25 protein-coding genes are annotated in these 23,364 nt (G+C 71.9%); 16 read left to right on the top strand and 9 right to left on the bottom strand.

All coding sequences use genetic code 11. From position 1 onward, the window contains the following. Window positions 1–17: 17 nt before the first annotated feature. The 3 genes from AC3IF3_RS06485 to AC3IF3_RS06475 all read right to left on the bottom strand — a co-directional run bounded on the left by AC3IF3_RS06485 (window position 18) and on the right by AC3IF3_RS06475 (window position 3,857). Window positions 18–1,313: an MFS transporter gene (locus AC3IF3_RS06485; protein ID WP_489227890.1), complete on the bottom strand. Its 1,296-nt coding sequence runs from the start codon at window positions 1,311–1,313 to the stop codon at window positions 18–20. A 164-nt stretch (window positions 1,314–1,477) separates the two neighbouring features. Next, window positions 1,478–2,536, bottom strand: coding sequence for a lactonase family protein (locus AC3IF3_RS06480; protein ID WP_489220177.1), 1,059 nt, complete (start codon window positions 2,534–2,536; stop codon window positions 1,478–1,480). A gap of 13 nt (window positions 2,537–2,549) precedes the next feature. After that, a complete protein-coding gene (locus AC3IF3_RS06475; protein WP_489227888.1) occupies window positions 2,550–3,857 on the bottom strand; it encodes an alpha-hydroxy acid oxidase in 1,308 nt (435 codons plus the stop codon). A gap of 132 nt (window positions 3,858–3,989) precedes the next feature. On the opposite strand from AC3IF3_RS06475, the gene AC3IF3_RS06470 reads away from it, so the two are divergent. The 3 genes from AC3IF3_RS06470 (at window position 3,990) to AC3IF3_RS06460 (ending at window position 6,583) form a co-directional block, all read left to right on the top strand. Beyond that, window positions 3,990–5,039, top strand: coding sequence for a LacI family DNA-binding transcriptional regulator (locus tag AC3IF3_RS06470; RefSeq protein ID WP_243969140.1), 1,050 nt, complete (start codon window positions 3,990–3,992; stop codon window positions 5,037–5,039). A gap of 74 nt (window positions 5,040–5,113) precedes the next feature. Further along, window positions 5,114–5,785, top strand: a complete 672-nt coding sequence (locus AC3IF3_RS06465; protein WP_489227886.1) for an aspartate/glutamate racemase family protein — start codon at window positions 5,114–5,116, stop codon at window positions 5,783–5,785. 3 nt (window positions 5,786–5,788) lie between these two features. Then, window positions 5,789–6,583, top strand: a complete 795-nt coding sequence (locus tag AC3IF3_RS06460) for a hydroxypyruvate isomerase family protein (RefSeq protein WP_489227884.1) — start codon at window positions 5,789–5,791, stop codon at window positions 6,581–6,583. Here AC3IF3_RS06460 and AC3IF3_RS06455 read toward each other — a convergent pair. From AC3IF3_RS06455 to AC3IF3_RS06445, 3 genes are read right to left on the bottom strand one after another with little or no spacing between them, the layout of a single operon-like run. Beyond that, window positions 6,580–7,611, bottom strand: coding sequence for a hydroxyacid dehydrogenase (locus AC3IF3_RS06455; RefSeq protein ID WP_489227883.1), 1,032 nt, complete (start codon window positions 7,609–7,611; stop codon window positions 6,580–6,582). The genes AC3IF3_RS06460 and AC3IF3_RS06455 overlap by 4 nt on opposite strands. Window positions 7,612–7,615: 4 nt before the next feature. Beyond that, complete coding sequence (locus tag AC3IF3_RS06450; protein WP_489220171.1) at window positions 7,616–8,821, bottom strand: amino acid aminotransferase; 1,206 nt, start codon at window positions 8,819–8,821, stop codon at window positions 7,616–7,618. A 5-nt stretch (window positions 8,822–8,826) separates the two neighbouring features. Then, window positions 8,827–9,060 (bottom strand): hypothetical protein, encoded by a 234-nt coding sequence (locus AC3IF3_RS06445; protein WP_489227881.1) that lies wholly within the window; start codon window positions 9,058–9,060, stop codon window positions 8,827–8,829. Between the two features lie 12 nt (window positions 9,061–9,072). Between AC3IF3_RS06445 and AC3IF3_RS06440 the strand changes: the two genes are divergently transcribed. From AC3IF3_RS06440 to AC3IF3_RS06430, 3 genes are all read left to right on the top strand, one after another. Further along, entirely contained in the window at window positions 9,073–10,227 is a 1,155-nt protein-coding gene (locus AC3IF3_RS06440; RefSeq protein WP_489227880.1) for a branched-chain amino acid ABC transporter substrate-binding protein, read from the top strand. Between the two features lie 210 nt (window positions 10,228–10,437). Continuing rightward, window positions 10,438–10,713: a translation initiation factor IF-1 gene (gene infA / locus AC3IF3_RS06435; RefSeq protein ID WP_091781030.1), complete on the top strand. Its 276-nt coding sequence runs from the start codon at window positions 10,438–10,440 to the stop codon at window positions 10,711–10,713. Between the two features lie 2 nt (window positions 10,714–10,715). After that, window positions 10,716–11,672, top strand: a complete 957-nt coding sequence (locus AC3IF3_RS06430) for a DMT family transporter (protein ID WP_489231256.1) — start codon at window positions 10,716–10,718, stop codon at window positions 11,670–11,672. Here the strand turns inward: AC3IF3_RS06430 and AC3IF3_RS06425 are convergent. After that, window positions 11,642–11,944 carry a hypothetical protein gene (locus AC3IF3_RS06425; protein ID WP_091781038.1) on the bottom strand — a complete coding sequence of 101 codons (303 nt, stop codon included), beginning with the start codon at window positions 11,942–11,944 and terminating at the stop codon, window positions 11,642–11,644. The genes AC3IF3_RS06430 and AC3IF3_RS06425 overlap by 31 nt on opposite strands. A 153-nt stretch (window positions 11,945–12,097) precedes the next feature. On the opposite strand from AC3IF3_RS06425, the gene AC3IF3_RS06420 reads away from it, so the two are divergent. Further along, entirely contained in the window at window positions 12,098–12,703 is a 606-nt protein-coding gene (locus tag AC3IF3_RS06420) for a sulfite oxidase-like oxidoreductase (RefSeq protein WP_489227879.1), read from the top strand. Beyond that, window positions 12,696–13,415, top strand: coding sequence for an FAD-binding oxidoreductase (locus AC3IF3_RS06415; RefSeq protein ID WP_489227877.1), 720 nt, complete (start codon window positions 12,696–12,698; stop codon window positions 13,413–13,415). The genes AC3IF3_RS06420 and AC3IF3_RS06415 overlap by 8 nt, the downstream gene beginning before the upstream one ends. A 10-nt stretch (window positions 13,416–13,425) precedes the next feature. Here AC3IF3_RS06415 and AC3IF3_RS06410 read toward each other — a convergent pair whose 3' ends face one another. Then, window positions 13,426–14,520 (bottom strand): calcium:cation antiporter, encoded by a 1,095-nt coding sequence (locus AC3IF3_RS06410; protein ID WP_489227875.1) that lies wholly within the window; start codon window positions 14,518–14,520, stop codon window positions 13,426–13,428. Window positions 14,521–14,889: 369 nt separating this feature from the next. On the opposite strand from AC3IF3_RS06410, the gene AC3IF3_RS06405 reads away from it, so the two are divergent. Beyond that, entirely contained in the window at window positions 14,890–16,644 is a 1,755-nt protein-coding gene (locus AC3IF3_RS06405; protein ID WP_243969120.1) for a DEAD/DEAH box helicase, read from the top strand. 201 nt (window positions 16,645–16,845) lie between these two features. On the opposite strand, the gene AC3IF3_RS06400 is transcribed toward AC3IF3_RS06405, so the two are convergent. Further along, the gene (locus AC3IF3_RS06400; protein WP_489227873.1) at window positions 16,846–17,658 is read right to left on the bottom strand and encodes a hypothetical protein; all 813 of its coding nucleotides are present in this window, start codon (window positions 17,656–17,658) and stop codon (window positions 16,846–16,848) included. A 297-nt stretch (window positions 17,659–17,955) separates the two neighbouring features. Here AC3IF3_RS06400 and AC3IF3_RS06395 point away from each other — a divergent pair, with 297 nt between their 5' ends. The 7 genes from AC3IF3_RS06395 to AC3IF3_RS06365 all read left to right on the top strand — a co-directional run bounded on the left by AC3IF3_RS06395 (window position 17,956) and on the right by AC3IF3_RS06365 (window position 23,257). Beyond that, window positions 17,956–19,368, top strand: a complete 1,413-nt coding sequence (locus AC3IF3_RS06395; RefSeq protein WP_489231255.1) for an ATP-binding protein — start codon at window positions 17,956–17,958, stop codon at window positions 19,366–19,368. After that, on the top strand, window positions 19,365–20,039 hold the full coding sequence (locus AC3IF3_RS06390) for a response regulator (protein ID WP_243969116.1): 675 nt from the start codon (window positions 19,365–19,367) through the stop codon (window positions 20,037–20,039). The genes AC3IF3_RS06395 and AC3IF3_RS06390 overlap by 4 nt, the downstream gene beginning before the upstream one ends. Window position 20,040: 1 nt before the next feature. Further along, window positions 20,041–20,739, top strand: a complete 699-nt coding sequence (locus AC3IF3_RS06385; RefSeq protein ID WP_489220165.1) for a TenA family protein — start codon at window positions 20,041–20,043, stop codon at window positions 20,737–20,739. 151 nt (window positions 20,740–20,890) lie between these two features. Beyond that, complete coding sequence (locus AC3IF3_RS06380) at window positions 20,891–21,541, top strand: DJ-1/PfpI family protein (protein ID WP_489231254.1); 651 nt, start codon at window positions 20,891–20,893, stop codon at window positions 21,539–21,541. A 115-nt stretch (window positions 21,542–21,656) separates the two neighbouring features. Beyond that, window positions 21,657–22,118 (top strand): tellurite resistance TerB family protein, encoded by a 462-nt coding sequence (locus AC3IF3_RS06375; RefSeq protein ID WP_489220164.1) that lies wholly within the window; start codon window positions 21,657–21,659, stop codon window positions 22,116–22,118. Window positions 22,119–22,133: 15 nt separating this feature from the next. Next, window positions 22,134–22,538 (top strand): CidA/LrgA family protein, encoded by a 405-nt coding sequence (locus AC3IF3_RS06370; RefSeq protein WP_489220163.1) that lies wholly within the window; start codon window positions 22,134–22,136, stop codon window positions 22,536–22,538. Between the two features lie 2 nt (window positions 22,539–22,540). Beyond that, complete coding sequence (locus AC3IF3_RS06365) at window positions 22,541–23,257, top strand: LrgB family protein (protein ID WP_489220162.1); 717 nt, start codon at window positions 22,541–22,543, stop codon at window positions 23,255–23,257. Window positions 23,258–23,364: the final 107 nt, after the last annotated feature.

Below are 23,364 nucleotides of genomic sequence, written 5' to 3'. Positions count from 1 at the left end.
GGGATGCTGCTCCAGGATCAGGCGGCCTTGGCCGCGCTCAGGGGCCCGGCCGCCTCCGGGACGCGGGGCCGCCGCACGAAGATCGCCATGGCGACGACGCCGGCGGCGGCGATCAGGGCCGCGATCACGAAGGCGCTGGCGTAGCCACCGAGATGCTGCACGGCGAGGCCGGTGGCGGTGGGCCCGATGATGCCGGAGATGTTGCTCAGCAGGTGGATGAAGCCGCTCACGCCCCCGACCCGCGCCTCCGGCACCAGCTCGTGGATCGTCGCCCAGCAGGATTGCACCGAACTCGTCAGCATCAGCACGGCCAGGGCGATGAGCGTGACCGCCATGGCGGTGCTTCCCGCGGCGTTGACCGCGATCAGCGCGAACCCCGCAACGGCGAGCGGCACGATCGTGGTGATCTTCCGGGCCGCCAGCTTGTCGCCCATGCGCGTGTAGACGAGATCGGCGATCACGCCCCCGCCGACATACCCGACGAAACCGCAGGCCCAGGGGATCGCGGCGACCAGCGCCATCTCCTTGACGGGCATGTGCAGGGCGTCGGTGAGGTAGCTCGGGAGCCACGAGAGGAAGATGTAGAGGGTGTAGTTCACCGCGAACATGCCGAGCCCGAGCGACAGCGTGCTCGGCAGGAACAGGTAGTCGCGCAGGGAGCGCGCGTGGTCGGACGGCGCGAGATGGGTCACCGCCCGGCTGCGCTCGACGAGGGCGACCTCCTCCGGACCGACCCGGGGATTGTCCTGGGGCCGGTCGGTCATCAGGAGGCGCCACGCAACGACCCAGAGCAGTCCCAAGGCGCCGATCGCCACGAACGCCACCCGCCAGCCGTACTGGATGGCCAGCAGGCCGACCACCGGGGCCGCGACGGCGCTGCCCACGGTCTGGCCCGAGAAGGTGAATCCGATGGTCCGGGCGGTCTCCTCGCGGGGGAACCACGTGGTGATGGTCCGGTTCGTGGTCGAGTTCATCGGCCCCTCGGCGAAACCGAACAGGGCGCGGACCACGAACATCTGGGTGAAGCCGGTCACGGCGCCCGTGAGCATGCACAGGATCGACCAGGCGGCGGCGGCCCAGCTGTAGACGCTGCGCGGGCCGTAGCGGTCGGCGAGCTGGCCGCCCACGAAGGCGAAGATCGCGTATCCGAAGAAGAATGTGCTGAAGATGACGCCCAGTTCCGAGGGCGACAGGTTCAGGTCCTGCTTCACGAACGGCGCCGCCACGCCGAGCGCGGCGCGGTCCATGTAATTGATGATCCCGGCGATGAACAGCAGGATCGCGATCAGGAACCTGTAGCGCTTATCGAACATGGCGTTTCCTCCGGGATTGTTCTGATTTTTCTTATTGATTTGTTTTTATAGGCTTATTTTAAAGTATAGCTGCGGTCCGGTTCGGAATTTCCCTCCCCCGCAGAGGGGGGAGGGGCGTGGCGGATCGGACCCGTCGTGAAAATCAAAGACGCGCTCGACCTCCGTCACAGGAATGCGATCGTGCAGGGGCTGAGGCTCGGGCGCGACCCCGTCCGCGTCAGGTCTCCGCTCCCGGCCTCGATGGCGAATTCCACGAGGCTGTCGCCCTGCTCGTTGGCGACGAGGAGATGCCGCCCGTCCGGCGCCAGCGTCATGAAGCGCGGGTCGCGGCCACCCGAGGGCGTCCAGCCGGCGGGCTCGAGCCGACCCGCTTCCGCGTCCACCCGGAACCGCGCGATCCCGTCCTGGCCGCGGTTCGACGCGTAGACGAACTGCCCGTCCGGCGTCACCACGATCGCCGCAGCCGTGCTCGCGCCGAAGAAATCCGGCGGGAGCGTCGGGGCGAGATGCAGGGGCGCCAGGGTGCCGGACCCCGCGTCCCAGCAGCAGGTGGCGATGCTCGATTCGAGCTCGTTGACCAGGAAGGCCAGTGGCCGGCCCGGGTGAAACGCGATGTGGCGCGGCCCGGCACCGGGGCGCATCGCGGTCTCCGACGCGATGGCGAGCCGCTCGCCCTCCAGCCGCAGGACGAAGACCCGGTCGAGGCCCTTGTCGGGCACGATCACGTGCCTCCCGTCGGGCGCCAGAACCACGTGGTGGGGATGGGCGCAGGCCTGCTCGGTCCGGTGGGGACCGGTCTCGCCCGGGAGTGACAGGATGTGGCTCGCCGGCGCCAGCGCACCTGCGGCGCCAACCGGCAGAAGCGCCACCGAGCCGCTGGCGTAGTTGGCGACGATCAGGAATCGCCCGCCCGGGTCGAGGGCCTGATGCACGCTGTTGGTGCCGCCGGTCTCGGCGCTGCCGAGGGTGCGCAGGCCGCCGTCCGGTTCGACCGCGAAGGCGCTCGCCGCCGCGCCGTCCCCCTGGACCGTGTAGAGCACGCCGCGCCCCGGATCCGCGACCAGGAAGGAGGGGTTCACGAGGCCTTCGACCCGGCCGAGATGTGTCCACGCCTCCAGTCCGCCCCCGACCCGGTAGACATCGATACCCTGGCCGCGCGCCCGACGCCGCTCGGTGGTGAAGCAGCCGACGAAGGCGAGGCCGAGGGGAGCGGGATGGGGCATGGCGGTCTCCGGATCAGCCCCGCCGCGGGACGCGGCGCAGGAAGTCGGGATTGAGTTCCGACAGGCGGTTCACCCCGATCAGCGCCATGTCGCGGTTGAGTTCCTCCTTCAGGATCCGCATCGCGTGCTCGACACCCGCGACGCCACCCAGCGCCGCGCCGAACATGAACGGCCGGCCGAGCAGGACGAAGTCGGCTCCCAGCGCCAGGGCCTTCATCACGTCGGTGCCCCGGCGGATGCCGCTGTCGACGATGATCTTCAGTCCGCCCTTCCGGGCCGCGATCTCCGGCAGCACGTCCAGCGGCGCGACGGCGTAGTCGAGCTGGCGGCCGCCATGGGTCGAGAGGATCACGCCGTCGGCGCCGCATTCCCGGGCGATCTCGACATCCGCCGGGGCCAGCAGGCCCTTCACCAGCAGGTTGCCGGTCCACCGTTTCCGGATCGCCTCCAGGTTCTTCCACGACAGCTGGTCGCGGGCGATGGTGTTACGCACCGCCCCTTGCGACATCATCGGCGGCCCGCGCTCGGCCTCCGTGTTCTCGAAATGCGGCGCCCCGTGCTTCAGGAAGGTCCGGGCGACGGTGCCGAGCAGCCAGCGCGGGTGCGTCGCGCTCTGCCACGCCACCTTGGGCGTGACCTTGATCGGCATGGAGAAGCCGCTGCGGGTGTTGTGCTCCCGGTTGCCGAGCGTCGGCGTGTCGGCGGTCACCACGAAGGTCCGGTAGCCGGTGGCGGCGACCCGGTCGAGGAGGCGATCGATCCGGTTCTGGTCGCCCGGCAGGTAGCCCTGGAACCAGGCCTGCGGGTTCTGGGCGTGCACGTCCTCTAGCTTGATCAGCGAGGAGGCGCTGAGGCACATCGGCAGGTTCATCCGCCGCGCCGCCTCGGCCAGGACGAGGTCGCCCCGGTAGGCGATGAAGGCGGCCCCGCCGAGCGGCCCGATCCCGAAGGGCGCCGCGTAGGTGTGGCCGAACAGCGTGGTGGCGGTGTCCCGCGCCGAGGTATCGCGCATCAGCCGCGGCAGGAACGCGTAATCGGCATAGGCGCCGCGACCGTGCGCCAGGGCGGCGCCGGTTTCGACCCCGCCGGACACGTACTGGAAGATCATCGGCGGCAGGAGCCGGCGCGCGTGGCGCTCGAAATCGTCGAGCGCCAGCAGGTCGCGGAACCGGTAGGGGGTGGCCGCGTCGCTGCGCTTCAGGCTCGTGACGATCGCCTGCGGGGCGGCGATGCCGGGCGCCGTCGCATCGGCGCCCCCGACGGTCGGCGCGTCGCGCTCGGGTGCTCCCGGTCCGGAAGCCGGCGGGTCGAGCATCGCCATCGGGTCCTCCCTGCGGGTGATTTTTGAAAGCGCTTTCAGATAGCCAGCGGCCCGGTCGGGTGTCAATATACTGCCGACCCGGCCCGTTTGGCGGATCCGGGAGGATACGGGCCGAGGGAGAGACCGATTTCCGTGCTGGACCTGCCGGGTGAGATCCTCGAAGCGCTGCCGCGCAGCCCGGTGGCGCGGGACGTCGCCCGCCGCGCCGGCGTCTCCACCGCCACCGTGTCCCGGGTCTTGAACGGCTCCGCCGGGGTCCGGGCGGACAAGCGCGAGGCGGTGATCCGCGCCGCGCAGGATCTCGGCTTCGTCGCCAACGGGGCCGCCCGGGCGCTCTCCACCCGCCGGTTCATGGCGGTGGGCGCGGTGGTGCCCAACATCGAGAACGAGGCCTTCGTGCGCGTCCTGTCGAGCGTCCAGGATCGCCTCCGGCAGGCGGGCTACACCCTGGTCGCCGCCAATGCCGGCTATGACCTGGACGACGAACTGCGGGAGGCGACGTTCCTGCTGGAGCGGGGCGTCGACGGGCTGATGCTGGTCGGCGACATCCACCATCCGGACCTGCACGCCCGCATCGCCCGGCACGGGATCCCGATGGTGCAGACCTTCAGCCTGTCGCGGGAGCGCCCCTGCGTGGGCTTCGACAACGCCGCCTCGGCGGCCCGGGCGGCCAATTACCTGATGGATCTCGGCCACCGGCGGATCGGGGTGATCTCCGGCCTGCGCAGGGACAACGACCGCGGCGGTGCCCGGGTGACCGGCATCGCGCAGGCGCTCGCCGTCCGCGGCCTGCGGCTCGCCCCGGAGCACGACATCGAGATCTCCTACGGGATCGGCGGCGGCCGTGACGGATTCCGCCAGATGCTGGCCGGCGGGCCGCCCCCGACCGCGATCATCTGCGGCACGGATCAGATCGCCTTCGGGGCCATGATCGAGGCCCGCGCCCGCGGCCTCGATGTGCCGGGCGACCTGTCGGTGATCGGCCACAACGATTCCGACTTCGCGCCCTTCCTCGATCCGCCCCTGACCACGATCCGCATCCACTCGGCCGAGATCGGCCACGCCGCCGGGGACCACCTGATCGCCCGGATCCAGGGCCGCCCGGTCGTGCGGGTCACCGAGATCGACGCCGAGCTGATCCTGCGGGCCAGCACGGCGCCGCCCCGGCGCGATCCCGGGTGACCGGCGCTATCTTGCCACCTATTTGAAATCGCTTACAACGCGATTGCCCCTCCGCTCCGAACCCGGAAGACAGCATGGCACCCCGCATCGTCCTCCTGCACGCGACGCCGGTCGCCATGGTGCCGATCCAGGCGGCGTTCGCGGAGCGATGGCCCGAGGCCGAGACGGTCAATCTCCTCGACGACGGCCTGTCGCTGGACCGGGCGAGGGAGCCGGGGGCGATCTCGGAGGGCATGATCGAGCGCTTCGTGCGCTTCGGCCGCTACGGCCACGACATGGGCGCCGACGGCATCCTGATCACCTGCTCGGCCTTCGGGCCGGCCATCGACCGGTTGATCGCGACCGTACCGGTCCCGGTCCTGAAGCCCAACGAGGCGATGTTCCGCGCGGCCATCGCGCAGGGCACGCGCATCGGCATGCTGGCGACCTTCGGCCCCTCCATTGGCACGATGACCGACGAGTTCGAGGAATTCGTCGGCCAGGCCGGGCGCCCGGCGACCCTGAAGACGATCCTGGTGGACGACGCCATGGCGCGCCTGCGCGCGGGCGATGCCGAGACCCACAACCGGCTGATCGCCGAGCGCGCGCCCGAGCTCGCGGATTGCGACGCGATCATGCTGGCGCATTTCTCCACCTCCCGGGCGGCCGAGGCGGTGCGGCAGGCGGTGTCCGTCCCGGTCCTGACCGCGCCCCACGCGGCGGTGGACCGGATGCGTGCGATGATCGAGACCGGCAGGAGCGCCTGACCCATGAAGCTCGGTGCCTTCCAGGACCGCCTCAGCGGCCATTGCGGCTTCCTGTTCACGGAGTTGCCGCTTCCCGAGCGCTTCGCGGCCGCCGCGAAGGCGGGGTTCCGTGCGGTCGAGCACCCGAACCTGTTCGCGACGCCGGCCCGGGAGGTGGCGGGATGGCTCGAACGGGCGGGCGTGCCGCTCATCCAGACCGGCTTCCCGGCGGGCGATGCGTCCAAGGGCGAGAAGGGCTTTGCGGCTCTGCCCGACAAGGTCGCCTATTACCGGTCCACGATCGAGCCGACGCTCGATTACGTCGCCCAGCTCGGTTGCCGCATGGTTCACCCGATGGCCGGCGTCCGGCCCGTGGGCGTCGAGCCGGCCCGTCTCTGGGAGACTTATCTCGAAAACCTCGCCTTCGCGGCCGACGCCGCCAAGGCGCGCGGCATGACGGTGATCGTCGAGCCGATCGGCCCGGGCTCGATCGCCGATTACGTGATCGACGATCCCCTGGTGGCGGTGGACGCGATCCGCGCCATCGGCCGCGACAACGTCAAGCTCCTGTTCGACGCCTATCACTGCGTCTGCCTCGGCCACGACCCGGCGGCGCTGATCCGCGCCCACGCGCCCCTGATCGCCCATGTCCAAATCGCCGACGATCCGGGCCGGCACGAGCCCGGGACCGGCACGATCGCCTTCGATCCGATCTTCGGGGCGCTGGAGGCGGTCGGCTATGCCGGCTTCGTCGGTTGCGAGTACCACCCAGCTGCCGGAACCGAGGCGGGGCTCGGCTGGATGCGGGCGGCGGTTTAGCCCAGCAGCCGGGCCCGTCGCTCCAGCACCGCCGGCCAGACCTCCGGGTTGACCAGCCGCGGCGGCGTCTCGCCCTTCAGGAGGCCGATGATCTGCGCGGCGCCCCAGGCGGCCACGTTGTGGCGCGCCTCGTGGGTAACGCCGGCGGTGTGGTAGGTCGCCACGACGGTGTCGAGCCCGAGCAGGGCCGCGTCGAGGGCCGGCGGTTCCGGCGCCCAGACGTCGAGGCCCGCCCCCGCGAGGTGCCCGGAGGTCAGTGCCGCGGCGAGCGCCGCCTCGTCGTGGACGCCGCCCCGGGCGGTGGTGACGAACAAAGCCCCCGGCTTCATCGCCGCGAAGGTCGCCGCGTCGAAGCTGCCGCGGGTCGTGTCGTCGAGGGGGCAGTGCAGGGAGACGATGTCGGATTCCGCGAGCAGCCGCGCCCGGTCCACCGGCTCCGCACCGCTGGCGCGGATCGCCTCGGCCGAGAGCAGCGGATCGTAGGCCAGCACGCGCATGTCGAAGCCGCGGGCGAGCTTGGCGACCGCCCGGCCGGTATGGCCGATCCCGACAAGCCCGAGGGTCGCGCCGCCGATCTCGTGGCCCATCAGCGATTCCCGCGAGAAACCGCGCTGCGTCCGGAGCAGGCGGTCCGAGACGCAGATCTTGCGCGACACGGCGAGCATCAGGCCGATGGCCAGTTCCGCCACGGAGCGGGCATTGCCGCCCACCTGATTGACCACCGCGACGCCGGCCCGGGTGCAGGCGGCGGCGTCCACCGTGTCGAAGCCGGCCCCGGCGGACGAGACCGCGAGGAGGTTCGGGCATTCCGCCAGGAGCGCGTCCGTGACGTGCCAGCGGCGCGGCAGCTCGTCCCGCGACGGCGAGACGTGGAAGACATGCGCCGCCCGGAGCAGGGCCTGGAGCGCGCTGTCCGGGCCCTGCAGGTCGCCGACCTGCAGGTCGATGTCGGGCTCGGCCCTCAGCGTCGCGTCGAAGACGGGGTTGATCCAGACGTTGAACCGGCAGACGCGCTTGAGGGCCGCCATGGGATCAGCCCTTCACCACCGCGTCGATCGCGTCGATGACGTGGTCGATGTTGTGCGTGTTGACCGCCGCCACGCAGATCCGGCCGGTCTCCAGGGCATAGACCTCGTGCTCCTCGCGCAGGCGGGTGGCCTCGGCGGGGCTCAGGCCCGTGTAGGAGAACATGCCCTTCTGCACCTTGATGGCGTCGAAGCCGCGATCCGGATGGCGCTGCTGAAGGCTGTCGGCCATCCGCTCGCGCATGGCCCGGATCCGGTCGCGCATCTCGGCGAGTTCCCGCTCCCAGTCGGCGCGCAGCTCCGGATCGGTGAGCACGATCTCCACGATCGCCGCCCCATGGGTGTGCGGGTTCGAGTAGCTCGCCCGCACCAGCCGCTTGGCGAAGCCCTCGACCTTGGCCCTGGCGGCGGGGTTCTCGGCCACGATGGTCAGCGCGCCGACACGCTCGCCGTAGAGGGAGAACGACTTCGAGAACGACGAGGCGACCAGGAATTCCTGGCCCGATTCGGCGAACAGGCGCACCGGCTCGGCGTCGGCGTCGAGGCCGTTGCCGAAGCCCTGATAGGCGATGTCAAGGAACGGGATCAGGCCGCGCTCGGCCATCAGGGGCACGAGGTCGCGCCATTCATCGAGGGTGAGATCGGCGCCGGTCGGGTTGTGGCAGCAGGCGTGCAGCACCACGATCGAGCCCTTGGGCAGATCCTGGAGGGCGGCCTTCATGGCCGGGTAGTCGGCGCCGCCGGTCTCGGCCGAGAAATAGGGATAATCGACCACGGCGAAGCCGGCCTGGGTGAACAGGGCCTTGTGGTTCTCCCAGCTCGGGTTGCTCACCGCCACCTTGGCGTCCGGATACAGCTTGGCCAGCACGTCCGCGCCGGTCTTGAGGGCGCCGGTGCCGCCGATGCTCTGGAGCGTCGCGACGCGGTTCTGCGACAGGATCGGCGCGCCCGCACCGAACAGCAGGGCCTGGACCGCGTCGCGGAACGGCTTGGTGCCCTCGATCGGCCGGTAGGTCTTGGGCAGACCCTTCTCGATCCAGCGCGTCTCGGCAATCTGCACGGCGCGCAGGCGCGGCACCTTGCCGTCCGCGTCCGTGTACACGCCGACCACGAGATTGAGTTTCTTCGGGCTCGGATCCGCGTTGAAAGCCTCGAAGAGGCGCATGATCGGATCGAGCGGCGCGTCCTGGATGCCGGCGAACAGCGAGGTCATGATCGTCAATCGTCCCAGAGGATCTTCGCCGCGGCGCGCAGACGCCGCGATGCGCCCGGCTGCGAGACCGGGCCGAAGCCCTTATTCCGCACATCGCGCCCGCCCGCCAGCGCTTGTGCGCGCATCAGTGTCCCGATTCGCTCACAGGTGGCGGTCATCGGCGGCTCGCTCGCGAAGGTCCGCCGCGCCCGACCGCGGGTCTTCCGGAATCCGCCCGCCTCGCCGTAGAGTGGCGCCATGAGAGTACCGTGATGACGCGACGTCTCGCCCTCAGCCTCGCGGCCGTCCTGGCCACCGCGGCGATGATCCTGCCGGCCGCCGCGCAGGTGCCGGTGCGGATCGGGCTCTCGGCTCCGCTCACGGGACCGGACGCCGCCTTCGGCCAGGGGCTCCGGCAGGGGGCCGAGCAGGCGATCGCCGACCTCAACCGGGCGGCCGGCGGGCGTCCCAGGCTGGTCCTGGTGCCCGCCGACGACGCCGGCGATGCCAGGCAGGCCGCCGCGGTCGCCCGGAAGCTGACGGCCGACGGGGTGCGTCTCGTGGTCGGGCCGTTCGAGTCCGGCGCCGTCGCCGCCGCGACACCGCTCTACGAGGAGGCGGGGGCGATCGCGGTGACCACCGGCGCGACCTACGCGCCGCTGACCGGTCGCAACCTCTGGAACCTGTTCCGGCTGGTGCCGAGCGACGCGCAGCAGGGCCGGGCCGCGGGGGCCTACCTCGCCAAGGCCTTCGCCGGACGCCGGGTCGGCATCCTCAACGACCGCTCGACCTTCGGCCGCAGCCTCGCCGATGCTGCGGCTGCGCAGCTGAAGGACGCCGGCGCCCCGGAGGTGCTGTTCGACGGCTTTCCCCGCGGAACCCGCGATCTGGCCGATCTCGTCGCCCGGATGAAGGCCGCGCGGCTCGACGCGGTTTATTTCGGCGGGCTCGCCCCCGAGGCCGCGACCCTGATCCACGCGATGCGCGAGGCCGGCCTCGGCGCGACCCTGGTCTCCGGCGACGGCATCCTCGATCCCGCCTTCGCGACCGCCGCCGGCGCGGCCGGCGAGGGCACTGTCATGACGCTGGCGCCCGATCCGCCGCGCCTGCCCGATCCCCGGGGCGGCCGGCTGGTCCCGCGCAGCCCCGAGGCGGACAGCGTGGCGGCCGGCGCCTACGCGGCGGTGGAGCTGCTCGCTCAGGCGGTGGAGCGCGCCCACGCGGCCGATCCGAAGACGGGCCGCATCGCCGATGGCCGCAAGGTGGCCGAGGCGCTGCGGGGCGGCCCGCCCCTGCGCACCCTCCTGGGACCGGTCGGCTTCGACGCCCGGGGGGATCGCATCGGCGGCGGCGTGGGCCTGCGGGTCTGGCGGCGGATGCCGGACGGCCGCCTCGATTATGCCGGCAACGAGCCCGCCGAGCCGTGAAAGCCGGCAAATCGTGTCGATGACGGAACCTGCGTCGCGTCCGTGACTTGCGGCCGGTTCCCGCGGCGACTACATGCGGGCGTGCTGCTGAGCTGGCGCGGGCGGTCCATCGGATCGGATCCGCGCCCTGCGGCGTTTCCCAAGCTCGATGACTGGGCAAGACGCATTGCCGGAACGCCTGCTGCCGGACGGTCCGACTGGAGAAGGTGCATGGCAAAAGAAGAATTGATGCAGTTCGATGGTCTCGTCATCGAGATCCTGCCGGATGCGCGCTACCGCGTGCAACTCGACCAGGGCCATGAGATCGTGGCCTACACCGCCGGCAAGATGAAGAAGAACCGCATCAAGACGCTGGCGGGCGACCGGGTGACGGTCGAGATGTCGCCCTACGATCTCGAGAAGGGCCGCCTCGTGTTCCGCCACAAGGACGAGCGCTCCTCCGGTCCGCGTCCGCAGGTCCGGGGCGGTCAGTTCCGCCGCCGTTGACGGTGGAGCGGGTGGCCCGGGCCCCGTCGGCCGCACCCGCCTATCTCCTGCTCACCGCGACGGCGCTGCTCTGGGCCGGGAACGCGGTCACCAGCCGCTGGGCTCCGGGGCACATTTCGCCTCAGGTCATCACGACGCTGCGCTGGGCGGTGGCCTGCGCGGTTCTTGCGCCCATCGCCGGGCGCAGACTGGTCGCGGAATGGCCGGTCCTGCGCCCCCACTGGCTGCGCATCCTGTTGATGGGCGGCCTGGGCTACACGGCCTTCAACTGCCTGTTCTACGCGGCCGGCGCCTATACCGGGGCGATCAATCTCGCCCTGTTCCAGGGGGCGATCCCGGTGCTGGTGATCGTCCTGAACCGCTTGGCCTATCGGGTTCCGGTGACACCCGGGCAACTGGCCGGCGTGGGCCTCACGCTGGTCGGAGCGGGGCTGGCCGCGACCCACGGCGACTGGGCGGTGCTCACGCATCTGGCGTTCAACCGCGGCGATGTCCTCGTCTTCGGCGCCTGCCTGCTCTACGCGGGCTATACGATCTTCCTGCCGACCCGTCCCAAGGTCTCCGGGCTGGCGTTCTTCGCCGCCATGGCGGTCGCCGCCCTGCTCACCTCGCTGCCGCCTTTGGCCGTCGAATGGGCAAGCGGGCACGCCGTCTGGCCGGGCCGCACGGGCTGGGCGATGGTGGTGTTCGTCGGCCTGGGGCCGTCGCTCCTGGCGCAGCTCTTCTTCATGCGCGGCGTCGAGCTGATCGGCCCGAACCGGGCCGGCCTGTTCGTCAATCTCGTGCCGATCTTCGGCGCGATCCTCGCCGTCCTGCTGGTCGGCGAGCCTTTCGGGGCGACGGAAGCGGCCGCCCTGGCGCTGGTCCTCGGCGGCATCGCCTGCGCCGAGCGCCTGAAGCCGGTGCGCCGGGACGCCCCGGATCCGGCCTACTCGCAGACGCGCACGCGGCGGATGTAGACGTCGCCGTAGGGATCGACGGTCCGGCGGCGCTCGAAATGGCAGACCGGGCCGTAATCCTCTTCGACGTAGACCGGCGGCGGGGCGCGGTAGACCGGGCGACCCGGGTAATAGCCGTTGTTGGCCGACGCGATGGCGCCGCCGACGGCGAGGCCGCCGAGCACGCCGAGGGCCGCCGCGCCGCCGGCGCCGATGCCGTCACGGGCCTGGGCGGCCGGCGCGAGCGTGGCGAGGCTCCCGACGACAAGGCTCGTCGCGAGAAGGTACTTCATGACATCCCCCTGAAGGCGATTCGTGCCGCTCATCGGCACAATCCCCCTAGCACACCCGAGATTTGGGGCGTTTGTTCGACCGCACGGACCGGCTTGACGTGGGGTGTTCCGCCGCACCAAACCCGAGTCGTTGCGGGAAGAGCGGGGACCGGCATGGTGACACGGGGCTTCGCCGGGCGCAGGCCGCCGCCCGAGACCGGCGCGCGCCTGCCGCCGGGCCAGTATCAGACCGACGATTTCCCGATCCTGCAGATCGGCCCGAATCCGACCGTCGACCGTGCCACCTGGCGGTTCACCCTTCGCGAGGGATCCCGGCCGATCAAGGCGTGGAGCTGGGCGGAATTCGAGGCGCTGCCCCGGACCGCGTGGCAGGGCGACATCCACTGCGTCACCAAGTGGTCGAAGTTCGACACGACCTGGGAGGGCGTGAGCTTCGACGACCTGCTGGCCGATGCCGGGATCGCCGCGCCGACGCCGTTCCTGCTGGCGGAATCCTACGACGACTACACCACCAACGTGCCGGTGGCCGATCTGATCGGCGGCCGCGCCCTGGTGGCGACCCGCTACGCGGGCCAGCCGATCCACCCGGATCACGGCGGCCCGGCGCGGCTGTTCGTGCCGCACCTCTATTTCTGGAAGAGCGCCAAGTGGGTGAAGGGCCTGCGCTTCACCAGGGTCGACACCGCCGGCTTCTGGGAGCTGCGCGGCTACCACATGTACGGCGATCCCTGGCGTGAGCAGCGCTACACCGGTGACTGAACCCGTCGTCTTCCGCTGGCACCCGGCCGAGATCACCGCGATCACCCCGGCGACGCCGCTGGTGACGAGCGTCCGGCTGCGCTGCACCCTGGCGGAAGACTACCGCGCCGGGCAGCATGTCGACGTCCGGCTCACCGCCGCGGACGGCTATCAGGCCCAGCGCAGCTACTCCATCGCGTCCGCGCCGGACGGCAGCGGCACCGTCGAACTGCTGATCGAGGCCCTCCCGGACGGCGAGGTTTCGGGGTGGTTCACCCAGGTCGCCGCGGCCGGCGATACGGTGGAACTGCGCGGGCCGATCGGGGGCTCCTTCTCGTGGGACGGTCCGGACGGTGGGCCGCTGCTCCTGGCGGGTGGCGGCTCCGGGGTGGTGCCGCTGCTGGCCATGCTGCGGCGGCGGGCGCAGGACTGGCGCGCCATCCCGGCGGCGCTGATCTACGCGACGCGCACCCGCGCGGAGGCCATCGCGCTCCCCGAGCTGGAGCGGCTCGCCGCCGAGGATCCGGGCTTCGCGCTCCATCTGGCGGTGACGCGCGACCCCGGCGGCAAGCGGCTCGCTGCCGCCCTGGTGGCCGATGCGCTCGGGCGGACCGGACCGCCGGGCAAGGTGTTCCTCTGCGGTTCGAACCGCTTCGTTGCGGCAGCCTCCGACCTGATCGTGGCCGCCGGCGTCGCGCCGGGGCTGATCCGCACCGAGCGCTTCGGCGCCTGAGGGCCGGGGCTCAGGGGCTGAAGATCAGCACGAGGTAGACGAAGAACAGCACGAGGTGCACCGCGCCCTCCAGCACCGTGGTGCGCGAGCCCGAGAAGGTCTGCGTGCTGAGGATCAGCGTCACGGCGAGCAGGGTCATCTCGGTGGGCTTGAGGCCGAGCACCACGGTCTGCCCGGTAAGCAGGCCGATGGTCAGGACCGCCGGGACGGTGAGGCCCACCGTGGAGGTCGCCGCACCGAGGCACAGGTTGATCGCCCGCTGCAGCTCGTTGCGGGCGACCGCCTTCAGGGCCGAGATCCCCTCCGGGGTGAACACGATGGCGGCGATCAGCACGCCGCCGAGCGCCGAGGGGGCGCCGAGGGCCGCGATGCCGTGGTCGAGGATCGCCGCGAGGCTCTTGGCCAGGATGACGATCGGCAGCACGTTGGCGAGCATCAGGCCGAGGTGCTTGGCGATGCCGCCAGCCGACGCGGCGGGCGTGCTGGCAGGAGCTTCCGCGTCCGGGGTCTCCGCGTCGAGGAAGAACTCGCTGTGGCGGCCGGTCTGGATCAGCAGGAACACGCCGTAGAGCGCCAGGGTGAACACCGAGAACGTCACCGCCTGGAGCTTCGTCAGCGTGCCGTCGCTGGTCGAGCTGGTGAAGTTCGGGATGATCAGCGCGATGGTGGTGAGCGGGATGATCACCGACAGGAAGGCCGACGCCCCCTGGAGGTTGTAGCGCTGCTGGTGATGGCGCAGGCCGCCGACCAGGAGCCCCAGGCCGACCACGCCGTTCAGCACGATCATCAGCACGGCGAACATCGTGTCGCGGCCGAGCGTCGGGGCGTCCTTGGCCGAGAGCATCACGGCCGAGATCAGCGCCACCTCGATGATCACGATGGCCAGCGTCAGCACCAGGGTGCCCAGGGGCTCGCCGAGCCGATGGGCGAGCTCCTCGGCCTCGTGCACCACGCCGAAGGCCGCCCAGACGATGACCGCGAGCAGCCACGCGAACAGGCCGCCCGCGACGACGGGCTGGGACAGGTCGCCGAGCCAGCCCTTGCCGAACCACGCGAAGGCGAGAACTGTCGCCCAGGCCACCGCCACCCGCAGGGCTGCCAACATGTCCGAGGTGTTCTCCGGTGGGGCCGCGTCGCCGCCGCTGTGGACCTTGCTAGAGCGTGTCATAGTCCGCCGCCCCGACGCGACCAGTGCCGGTGCGCGGTGCGGAGGCGGATATCCGGGACCAGCGCAGGGCCGCAACGCAGGAAGCGTGTCCGGCCCGCGCTGCGGTCGTGGAACGGACGGAGGGGCGCGTTGCATCGGCCGTTCCCGCCGAATCGCGCCTGCAACCGCCCCATGCTGCGGCGGGAGTGGTCAGCGGGCCCGCTTGGCGTTACCATATGTGCACCCGAATAAAGTCCGGTGCCTGATTCCTCCGCCGCGCGATGGCGCGCTGCCGGGCGCGGCTCGGCCGTTGAGAGTTCCCGAAGCTTGCCTTTCCCGATCCTGCCCGCCCCCCTCGCGCGGGCCTTGAGCGAACGCGGCTACGCCGATCCGACCCCGGTCCAGGCCGCGGTGCTGGAGGCGGCCGCCGGCGCCCGCGACCTCCTCGTCTCCGCCCAGACCGGCTCCGGCAAGACCGTGGCCTACGGCCTCGCCATGGCCGGCATGCTGACCGGCGAGGGCGAGATGCTGCCGCCTCCGGGGGCGCCGCTCGCCCTGGTGATCGCGCCGACCCGGGAACTCGCGCTCCAGGTCCAGCGCGAGCTGTCCTGGCTCTACGGCCAGGCCGGTGGCCGGATCACCGCCTGCGTGGGCGGCATGGATCCCCGCCGGGAAAGCCGGATGCTCGCCGAGGGCACGCACATCGTCGTCGGGACCCCGGGCCGCCTGCGCGACCACTTGGAGCGCCGCAATCTCGATCCCACCGCCCTGCGCGCCGTCGTCCTCGACGAGGCCGACGAGATGCTGGATCTCGGTTTCCGGGAGGATATCGAGTTCATCCTCTCGGCCACCCCGGCCGAGCGGGCGACCTACCTGTTCTCCGCGACCCTGCCGAAAGGCATCGAGGCCCTGGCCGAGCGCTACCAGCGCGACGCCCTGCGCCTGGCGATCAAGAGCGAGACAAGGGGGCACGCCGACATCGCCTACCGGGCGGTGCGGATCCTGCCGCGGGAGACCGAGCACGTGGTGCTCAACCTCCTGCGCGAGGCCGACGCCAAGACCGCCATGGTCTTCTGCAACACCCGCAACGCGGTCCGGCATCTCCAGGCGAGCCTGACCGAGCGCGGCTTCTCCGTGGTGGCGCTCTCGGGCGAACTCGGCCAGGGCGAGCGCAACGCCGCCCTCCAGGCCCTGCGCGACGGCCGCGCCCGGGTCTGCGTCGCCACCGACGTGGCCGCCCGGGGCATCGACCTGCCGTCCCTCAGCCTCGTCATCCACGCGGATCTCCCGCACGACGCCGAGGTCATGCAGCACCGCAGCGGCCGCACCGGACGCGCCGGCCGCAAGGGCACCTCGGTGATCCTGATCCCGAATTCCCGCCGGCGCCGGGCCGAACAGATGTTCGCCCTCGCCAAGGTCAGCCCCGAATGGTCGGGGCCGCCCTCGGCCGACGAGATCCGCCGGCTGGACGGCGAGCGCATGCTCGACGACCCGCTCTTCGCGGAGCCCCCCGCCGAGGAGGACGTCGCCCTGGCCGGGACGCTGCTCGCCAGCAAGAGCCCGGAGGAACTCGCCGCCCTCCTGGCCCGCGTCTACCGCACCCGCCTGCCGGCCCCCGAGGAGGTCGGCGATCCGGGAGAGGGCCGAGCCCCGCGGGGTGAGCGTCCGCCCTACGACCCGATGGACGGCGAGCGGATCGCCGCCATGGGGCCGGCGGTCTGGTTCCGGCTCAATCTCGGCCGCCGCGACAACGCCGATCCCCGCCGGCTCCTGCCGATGCTGACCCGCAGGGGCGGCGTCGGGCGCGAGGAGATCGGGGCGATCCGGATCTTCGACCGCGAGACCAAGTTCGAGGTGCGCGGCAACGCGGCAGCGCGCTTCGCCGAGGCCTTCGCCCGCAACGGCTCGCCGGAGATCCAGATCGAGGCGCTGGTGGGCGATACCGGACCGGCCGAACGCCAGGGCCGTCCCGACAGCCCGAAGGGCTTCGCGAGCCCGCGGGCCGGCAAGCATCAGCGCAAGGCGGAGCGCTCCGGACCGCGCACCGAGCCCAAGCCCGGCCGACACACGGGCCGGGGCTGAGACCGAAGGCCTCGCCGACGCCGGCCTCGCCCGGACGGGCAGGGGCTCCCAGGGGCACGCGTCGGTGCCGAATACGGGCGCGTTCCCTCCCTCCTCTACGGGGGAGGGAGCGCGTGGTGGCGATGGACTGGACACCCGTCGACCGGGCGATACCCCTGAGGGCTAAGTTGGAAGCCGATCGCACGCGCGGCGGCGGGCGGCTCAGAAGACGCTCTTCACCGCTTCGCCGAGGGCGTCGACGCTCTCCTTCAGCTTGCGTCCGGCGGGCGCCAGGGACGGGAGCTTGATCCCGAGCACCTCGGTCTCCTCCGGCTCGGCGGCCTCCGCCTGCGCGACGGTGGCGGGCGCGGGGCGCTTGGCCTTCTCGGCCGTCTTCACCGGCGGCGACGGCTTGGCGGCGACGATTTTCGGCGCCGGTTTCGCCGGTGCCGCCGCGGCGACCGGCTTCGGCGCGGGCGGAGCGGCCGGCTCGACCAACGCGCGGGCCCGCACCGTCTCGGCGGGGCGGGGCGGCAGGAGCGCGGCCGTGCGGGCGGGCGGAAGCGGCACCACCTGCCGGCTCGCCGCGACCGGCACCACCGGCGTCGGTGTCGGGATCCGCCGGGTCGGCGGTTCGGCGACGTCCGCGGCCTTGGCGCGCGGTGACGGCGCGATCGGCGCGGCCGCCGGGGTGAATCCGTCGGACAGGGAGGCCATGCGCGGGGCCTGCGCCACCGGCACCGCCGATTGCGTGTCCGCGGGCTTGGCCCCGACGGCACCGGCCATGGCGGGCAGCCCGTCCTTCAGATCGGGCCAGTCGGCGGCACGGCCGCCTGCGGCGACGGTGGCGACCTTGACCGGAGTCGGCGCCGCGAGACCAGCCATCAGCGTCGAGGCGGCGACCCCGAAGCCGCCGAGCACGCCGAGGCCGGCCAGCCCGAACAGCAGCACGCGGAGGTCGCGTCCGCGCCGGGGCGGGGCCACCGGATATCGCGTCTCTCGGGTCTCGGAGGGGTCCAGGGCGAGATCGATCATGGTCCGGGGGCTCTGACACGATGCACGACGTGCGCGACCGGGCTCCCCTCGACCGGTCGCCTGCCTCGGCTGATCCGGAGGCAGTTCGACTCTGCCACCAGTAGAGGAGCCGCAATACGGCGCAAAGATGTCGGTCCGACTTGTCGCCGCGCCCATTCGAAGGGCCGCTATCCACAGGATATGCTTGGGCTGCTTAACAATCCGTCATCCGGACCGCCGTCCGGTCTCGACCGCATGGACTTCGACAGCGTGCCCGTTATGGATCTGGGCGTGGATGCACGACCGACCCACCTCCCGATGCGGGACGCGCCCGAAACCGATGCCCGCCGGGCCGGACGCTGGCCCTGGGCCGTGTGGTCGACGCGGGCGCGGCTCGTGGCCGTGGTCCTGCTCATCGACGCGGTGGCGGCCCTGGTCTCCTGCGGCGTGATCGTGCTCAACGCCCGGACGGCGGTGCGGGTCGAGACCCGGGCCTCACTGGCGACCGTCGAGTCCCTGGTCGCGGACACGATCCGCCTGTCCGAGACGACCCCGCCCGAGACGCTGCTCCAGACCCTCGACCTGCGCTTCAAGGTGCTGCGGCACGTCCGGGTCGCCGTTCTCGACAATGCCGGCGAGCGCGTGGGCCGTTCGGCTCCGCCCCATCGCTCCACCCGCGAGGCGCCGCGCTGGTTCGCCGACCTGATCAGGCCGCCGATCGAGCGCCACACCCTTCCGATCACGGTGAACGGGCAGCAACTCGGCACGGCGCAGATCACCACGCAGCCCCTCGACGAGATCGACGAGATCTGGGGCTATGCCCGGGCGCTGTCGCTGACCACCGCGGCCATCAACGCCGCGATGCTGATCGCCCTCTACGGCGCCCTCGGCCGTATCCTGGCGCCGTTGCGGCGGCTCGGGGCCGGCCTGACGCAGCTGGAGCACCACGACTACACCGCGCGCCTGGCGCCACCCGGCGCCCGGGAACTCGCGGTCATCGCCGAGCGCTTCAACAAGGTGGCCGCGGCTCTGAGCGACGTGCGCGCCGCCAACGGACGCCTCAACCGGCAGCTGCTCACCGCGCAGGACGACGAGCGCCGCCGCACCGCCCTCGAACTGCACGACGAGTTCGGCCCCTGCCTGTTCGCCCTGGAGGCGAACGCCGCCTCGATCGCACGGATCGCTTCGGGGCCGACCGAGCCCAGCCGCGAGAAGCTCGCGACCCGGGCGGCCGAGATCAGCGCCATCGTCGCCCAGGTCCAGACCGTCAACCGCGAATTGCTGAACCGCCTGCGGCCGCACGGGCTCGGGCAGGCGCCGCTGGCCACCTGCCTCGACCTGCTCCTGCGCGGCTTCGGGCAACGCCATCCCGGCCTCGAGTGCGTCGGTCGGTTCGACGGCCTGGCGCGCGGCTACGGCGACCTCGTGGACCTCACCGTGTTCCGCTGCGTGCAGGAGAGCGCCACCAACGCCGTGCGACACGGCGCCGCCACCCGGGTCGAGGCCGAGGCCGCGGAGGCCGCGGGCCGGCTGACCGTGACGATCCGCGACAACGGCACCGGCATCCCGCCCGAGCACGGCACCGGGCTCGGGCTGTCCGGCATGCGCGAACGCGTCGAGGCGCTGGACGGCACCTTCACCCTTGACAATGCCGGTCCCGGCGCAATCGTCCGCATCTCCATCCCCGTTCCGCCGGACCGGGGCGACGACAACGACGCGCCGAGCGCATGAACGCCATCGCCTCCCAGATCGACATCGCCGCGACCCGTCTGCCCGTCCTGGTGATCGACGATCACCCGATCGTCCTCCAGGGCTGTCGCCGGGTCCTGGAGGATGCCGGCGTTGAGACCATCGCGGAGGCGACCACGGTGGTCGGCGGCTACCGGGTCTTCCACCGGCTCCGGCCGCCGGTCGTGATCTGCGACCTGACCTTCCAGGGCAGTGGCATGGCCGGCCTCGGCTTGATCCGCCGCATCCGGGCGGTCGCCCCGGAGACGCGAATCCTGGTCTTCAGCATGCACAACGATCCGGTGATCGTCGCCCGCGCCCTCGAGGCCGGGGCGCTCGGCTACGTCCTGAAGGACCATGCCTCGGCGGAGCTGTTCGAGGCGTTCGGCAAGGTCCGGATCGGCGAGGTCTACCTCGACCGGCGGCTCGCCACCGAGGTGGCGATGCTGCGCGCCGATGCCCGCCGCACCCCGGAATCGCAGCTGACCCCGCGCGAGCAGCAGATCCTCGCCCGCCTCGCCCAGGGGCGCTCCTACGGCGCCATCGCGACCGATTTGTCCGTGAGCTACAAGACCGTGACCAATGCCTGCTCGCAGATGCGGCAGAAGCTCGGCGTCCGCACCCTGGCCGAACTGATCCACGTCGCCGTCACCCACGCACAGCGGCAGGGCTAGCATGGCCGGAGGTGACGTGCAGGGCGCGGGCGGACCGGGATCGTTCTCCCGGGCGGCATGGGCGCGCAACGAAGCCGCCTACGAGGCGATCCGGTCGATGCCGTTCAACGCCGAACTGGCCGCCGGCACGCTGCGTCAGGACCGGTTCCGCCACTACATCGTGCAGGACGCACATTACCTGATCGGCTTTGGCCGGGCGCTCAGCCTCGCCGCCGCGAAGGCACCGGATCCCGAGGGGATCGTGCAGTTCGCCAAAGCCGCGCAGGAGGCCATCGTGGTGGAGCGCGCCCTCCATGGCGGCTTCTTCCGCGATTACGGCATCGGACCCGAGACGTTTTCGGCCACGCCGCTGACGCCAGCCTGCGACCACTACGTCTGTTACCTGCTGGCCACGGCCTATGCCGAGCCCTTCGAGGTCGTCTGCGCCGCCCTGCTGCCGTGCTTCTGGATCTACAAGGCGGTGGGCGACGACATCTTCGCCCGCGCGGCGCCCGACAACCCGTACCGGGCCTGGATCGACACCTATGCGGGTGCCGAGTTCGCCGAGGCGGTCGCCGCCATGATCGCCGCCACCGACCGGGCGGCACGGGGTGTCTCGGCCGATATCGAGGCGCGCATGCACCGGGCCTTCGCGCAGGCGACCCGCTTGGAATGGATGTTCTGGGACAGCGCCTATCGCGACGCGGCCTGGCCCCTGTGATGCGCCGGGCCCGTCCGTGACCGGACCGCCGGGCCCGCGCCGCCGCGACCTCGTCGCCGCCGCGGCCGCGGCCGCCGCCCTCTGGCCGCCCCTCGCGCTGGCGGCGGATACGCCGGGCCCGATTCCGGAAGACCGGCCGGTCCGGATCGCCATGCTGCTCTATCCCGGCCTGACCGCCCTCGACCTCGTCGGGCCGCAGGCGCTGCTCGCCGGGCTGGCCTCGGGCAGCCTGCACCTCGTCGCCGAGACCGCCGGTCCGGTGGCGAGCGATACCGGCCTCGCGCTGATGGCGACCGATACGTTCGAGACCTGCCCGCAGGATCTCGACGTCCTGTTCGTGCCCGGGGGCGACGGCACGCCGGCGCAGATGCGCAACGACCGGCTGCTGGCCTTCCTGACCGGGCGCGCCGCCCGGGCCGCCTGGGTGACGAGCGTCTGTACCGGATCGCTGATCCTGGGGGCCGCCGGCCTGCTGCGCGGCTACCGGGCCACCTCCCATTGGTGCGTGCGCGACGCGGTGCTGCCGCTCCTCGGCGCCGAGCCGGTGGCGGAGCGCGTCGTCGTCGACCGCAACCGCGTCACCGGGGCCGGGATCTCGGCCGGGCTCGATCTCGGTCTGGTGCTCGCCGCCCGCCTGCGCGGGGACACCTACGCCCGCACCGCGCAGCTGGTGGCCGAATACGCACCGGAACCGCCGTTTCACGCCGGCACCCCCGCCGGGGCCGGGCCGGCGGTGGTGCGGGCGGCGGACGCGATCCTGGCGCCCCTGGTGGCCGGGGCCAGAGCGGCGGCGCGGCGCTGAGGCCACCCACGCGGGCGATGCAGCGCGGCCACGCCCGGCGTCGACATGCGTTCCCGTCCTTGACGGCACCAGTCCCCCGGCCGAACTGTGCGGTGCAAGATCCGCCGGAGCCGCCATGTCCCTGATCGCACGCCTGCGCGCCTACGCGGCCGAGGCTCTCGGCGTCGGCACGCACGAGGCCGTGGACGACACCCATCTCGCCGCCACCGCGCTCCTCGTCCACGTGGCGCGGGTCGACGGGATCCTGGCCCCCTCCGAGAGCGAGCGCCTGTCCCGCCTGGTCGAGGGCCACTACGCCGACGGTCCGGATGCGGCGCGGGCGCTGATCGCGCGCGCGGCCACCATGGATTCCGAGACCCGCGACGTGGTGAGCCTCGTGGAGATGATCCCCCACGAGGCCAACACGGCCGAGCGCCAGGAACTCCTGACCATGGCGTGGTCGGTCGCGGCCGCGGACGGACGGGTCGACGAGTTCGAGGAGGCCCTGGTCGAGCGGCTCGGCCGCCTGCTCGGCTTCGACGACGGCGCCATCGCGGCCGCGCGCCGAACCGGACAACAGGGGGCGGGGATTGCGTAAGCGGCGGGCCGGGCGATGATCGCAAGCCTGGCGCTGATCCTGTTGGCGCAACTCCTGGGTGAAGCCATTGCCCGCGGCGCGGGTGTCCCGATCCCCGGACCGGTGATCGGCATGGGGCTGATGTTCGCCTTCCTGCTGCTGCGCGACACGGCGCGGATCGGCCTGCCGCGCTACCTTCCGAAGGCGCTCACCGACGGCACCCTGGAGACGACGGCGCGGGGTCTTCTGATGAACCTGTCGCTGATGTTCGTACCGGCCGGCGTGGGCGTCGTCGGCCGCCTGGACCTGCTGCGGGCGCAGGGCCCGAAGCTCGCCATCGTGCTGGTGATCTCGACGGCGCTGTCGCTCCTCGTCACCGTGCTGGTGTTCCGCGCGGTCGCCGCCCTGGTGGAGCCCCCCGGGACGGACGGGGAGCCCTGACCGTGGGCGGCGACTTCTCCCTCTGGGTCTATCTCGCCAAGACGCCGCTGCTCTGGCTCACGGTGACGCTGACCGCCTACGTCCTGGCCGATCGGATCGCCGCCGCCACCGGGCGGCACCCGATCGCCAATCCGGTGCTGATCACGGTGACCCTGGTCGGCGGGATCCTGGCGGCGACGGGGACGCCGTATCCGGTCTATTTCGAGGGCGCACAGTTCGTCCATTTTCTGCTCGGCCCCGCCACCGTCGTGCTGGCCATGCCGCTCTACGAGCGGCGCGCCACCGTGAGGCGCGCGCTGATCCCCATGCTCACGGCTCTGGCCGCCGGGGCGGCCACGACGCTCGCCGTCGTGATCGGGCTGGCGCGGCTGCTCGACATCCCGCAGCCGATCCTGGTCTCCCTCGCGCCGAAATCGGTGACCTCGGGCGTGGCCATGGGGATCGCGGAGGCCCTCGGCGGCGATCCGACCCTCACGGCGATCCTGGTGATCCTCACCGGCATCATCGGGGCGATCCTGGTGACGCCGATGATGAACGCCCTGGGAATCCGCGACATGCGCGCCCGCGGCTTCGCGGCCGGGCTCGCCGCCCATGGTATCGGCACCGCGCGCGCCTTTCAGGTGAGCGAGGTGGCCGGTACCTTCGCGGGTATCGCCATGGGGCTCAACGCCTTCCTGACGGCGATCCTCGCCCCCCTGGCGCTGCACCTGCTGTTCTAGCGCATCGCCTCCAACCGTCCCCGGCGCCGATGCGGCTTTCGAGACGGAGCACTGGCTCTCGTCTTGAATCGTCGTTGACGGCGAATCAGAATTCTAGGTAGAAAAGG

It is taken from the genome of Methylobacterium sp. J-118, from assembly GCF_057836565.1.
Note: the sequence above shows the minus strand (reverse complement) of the source record. Positions and strands in the feature narration are given on the sequence as shown.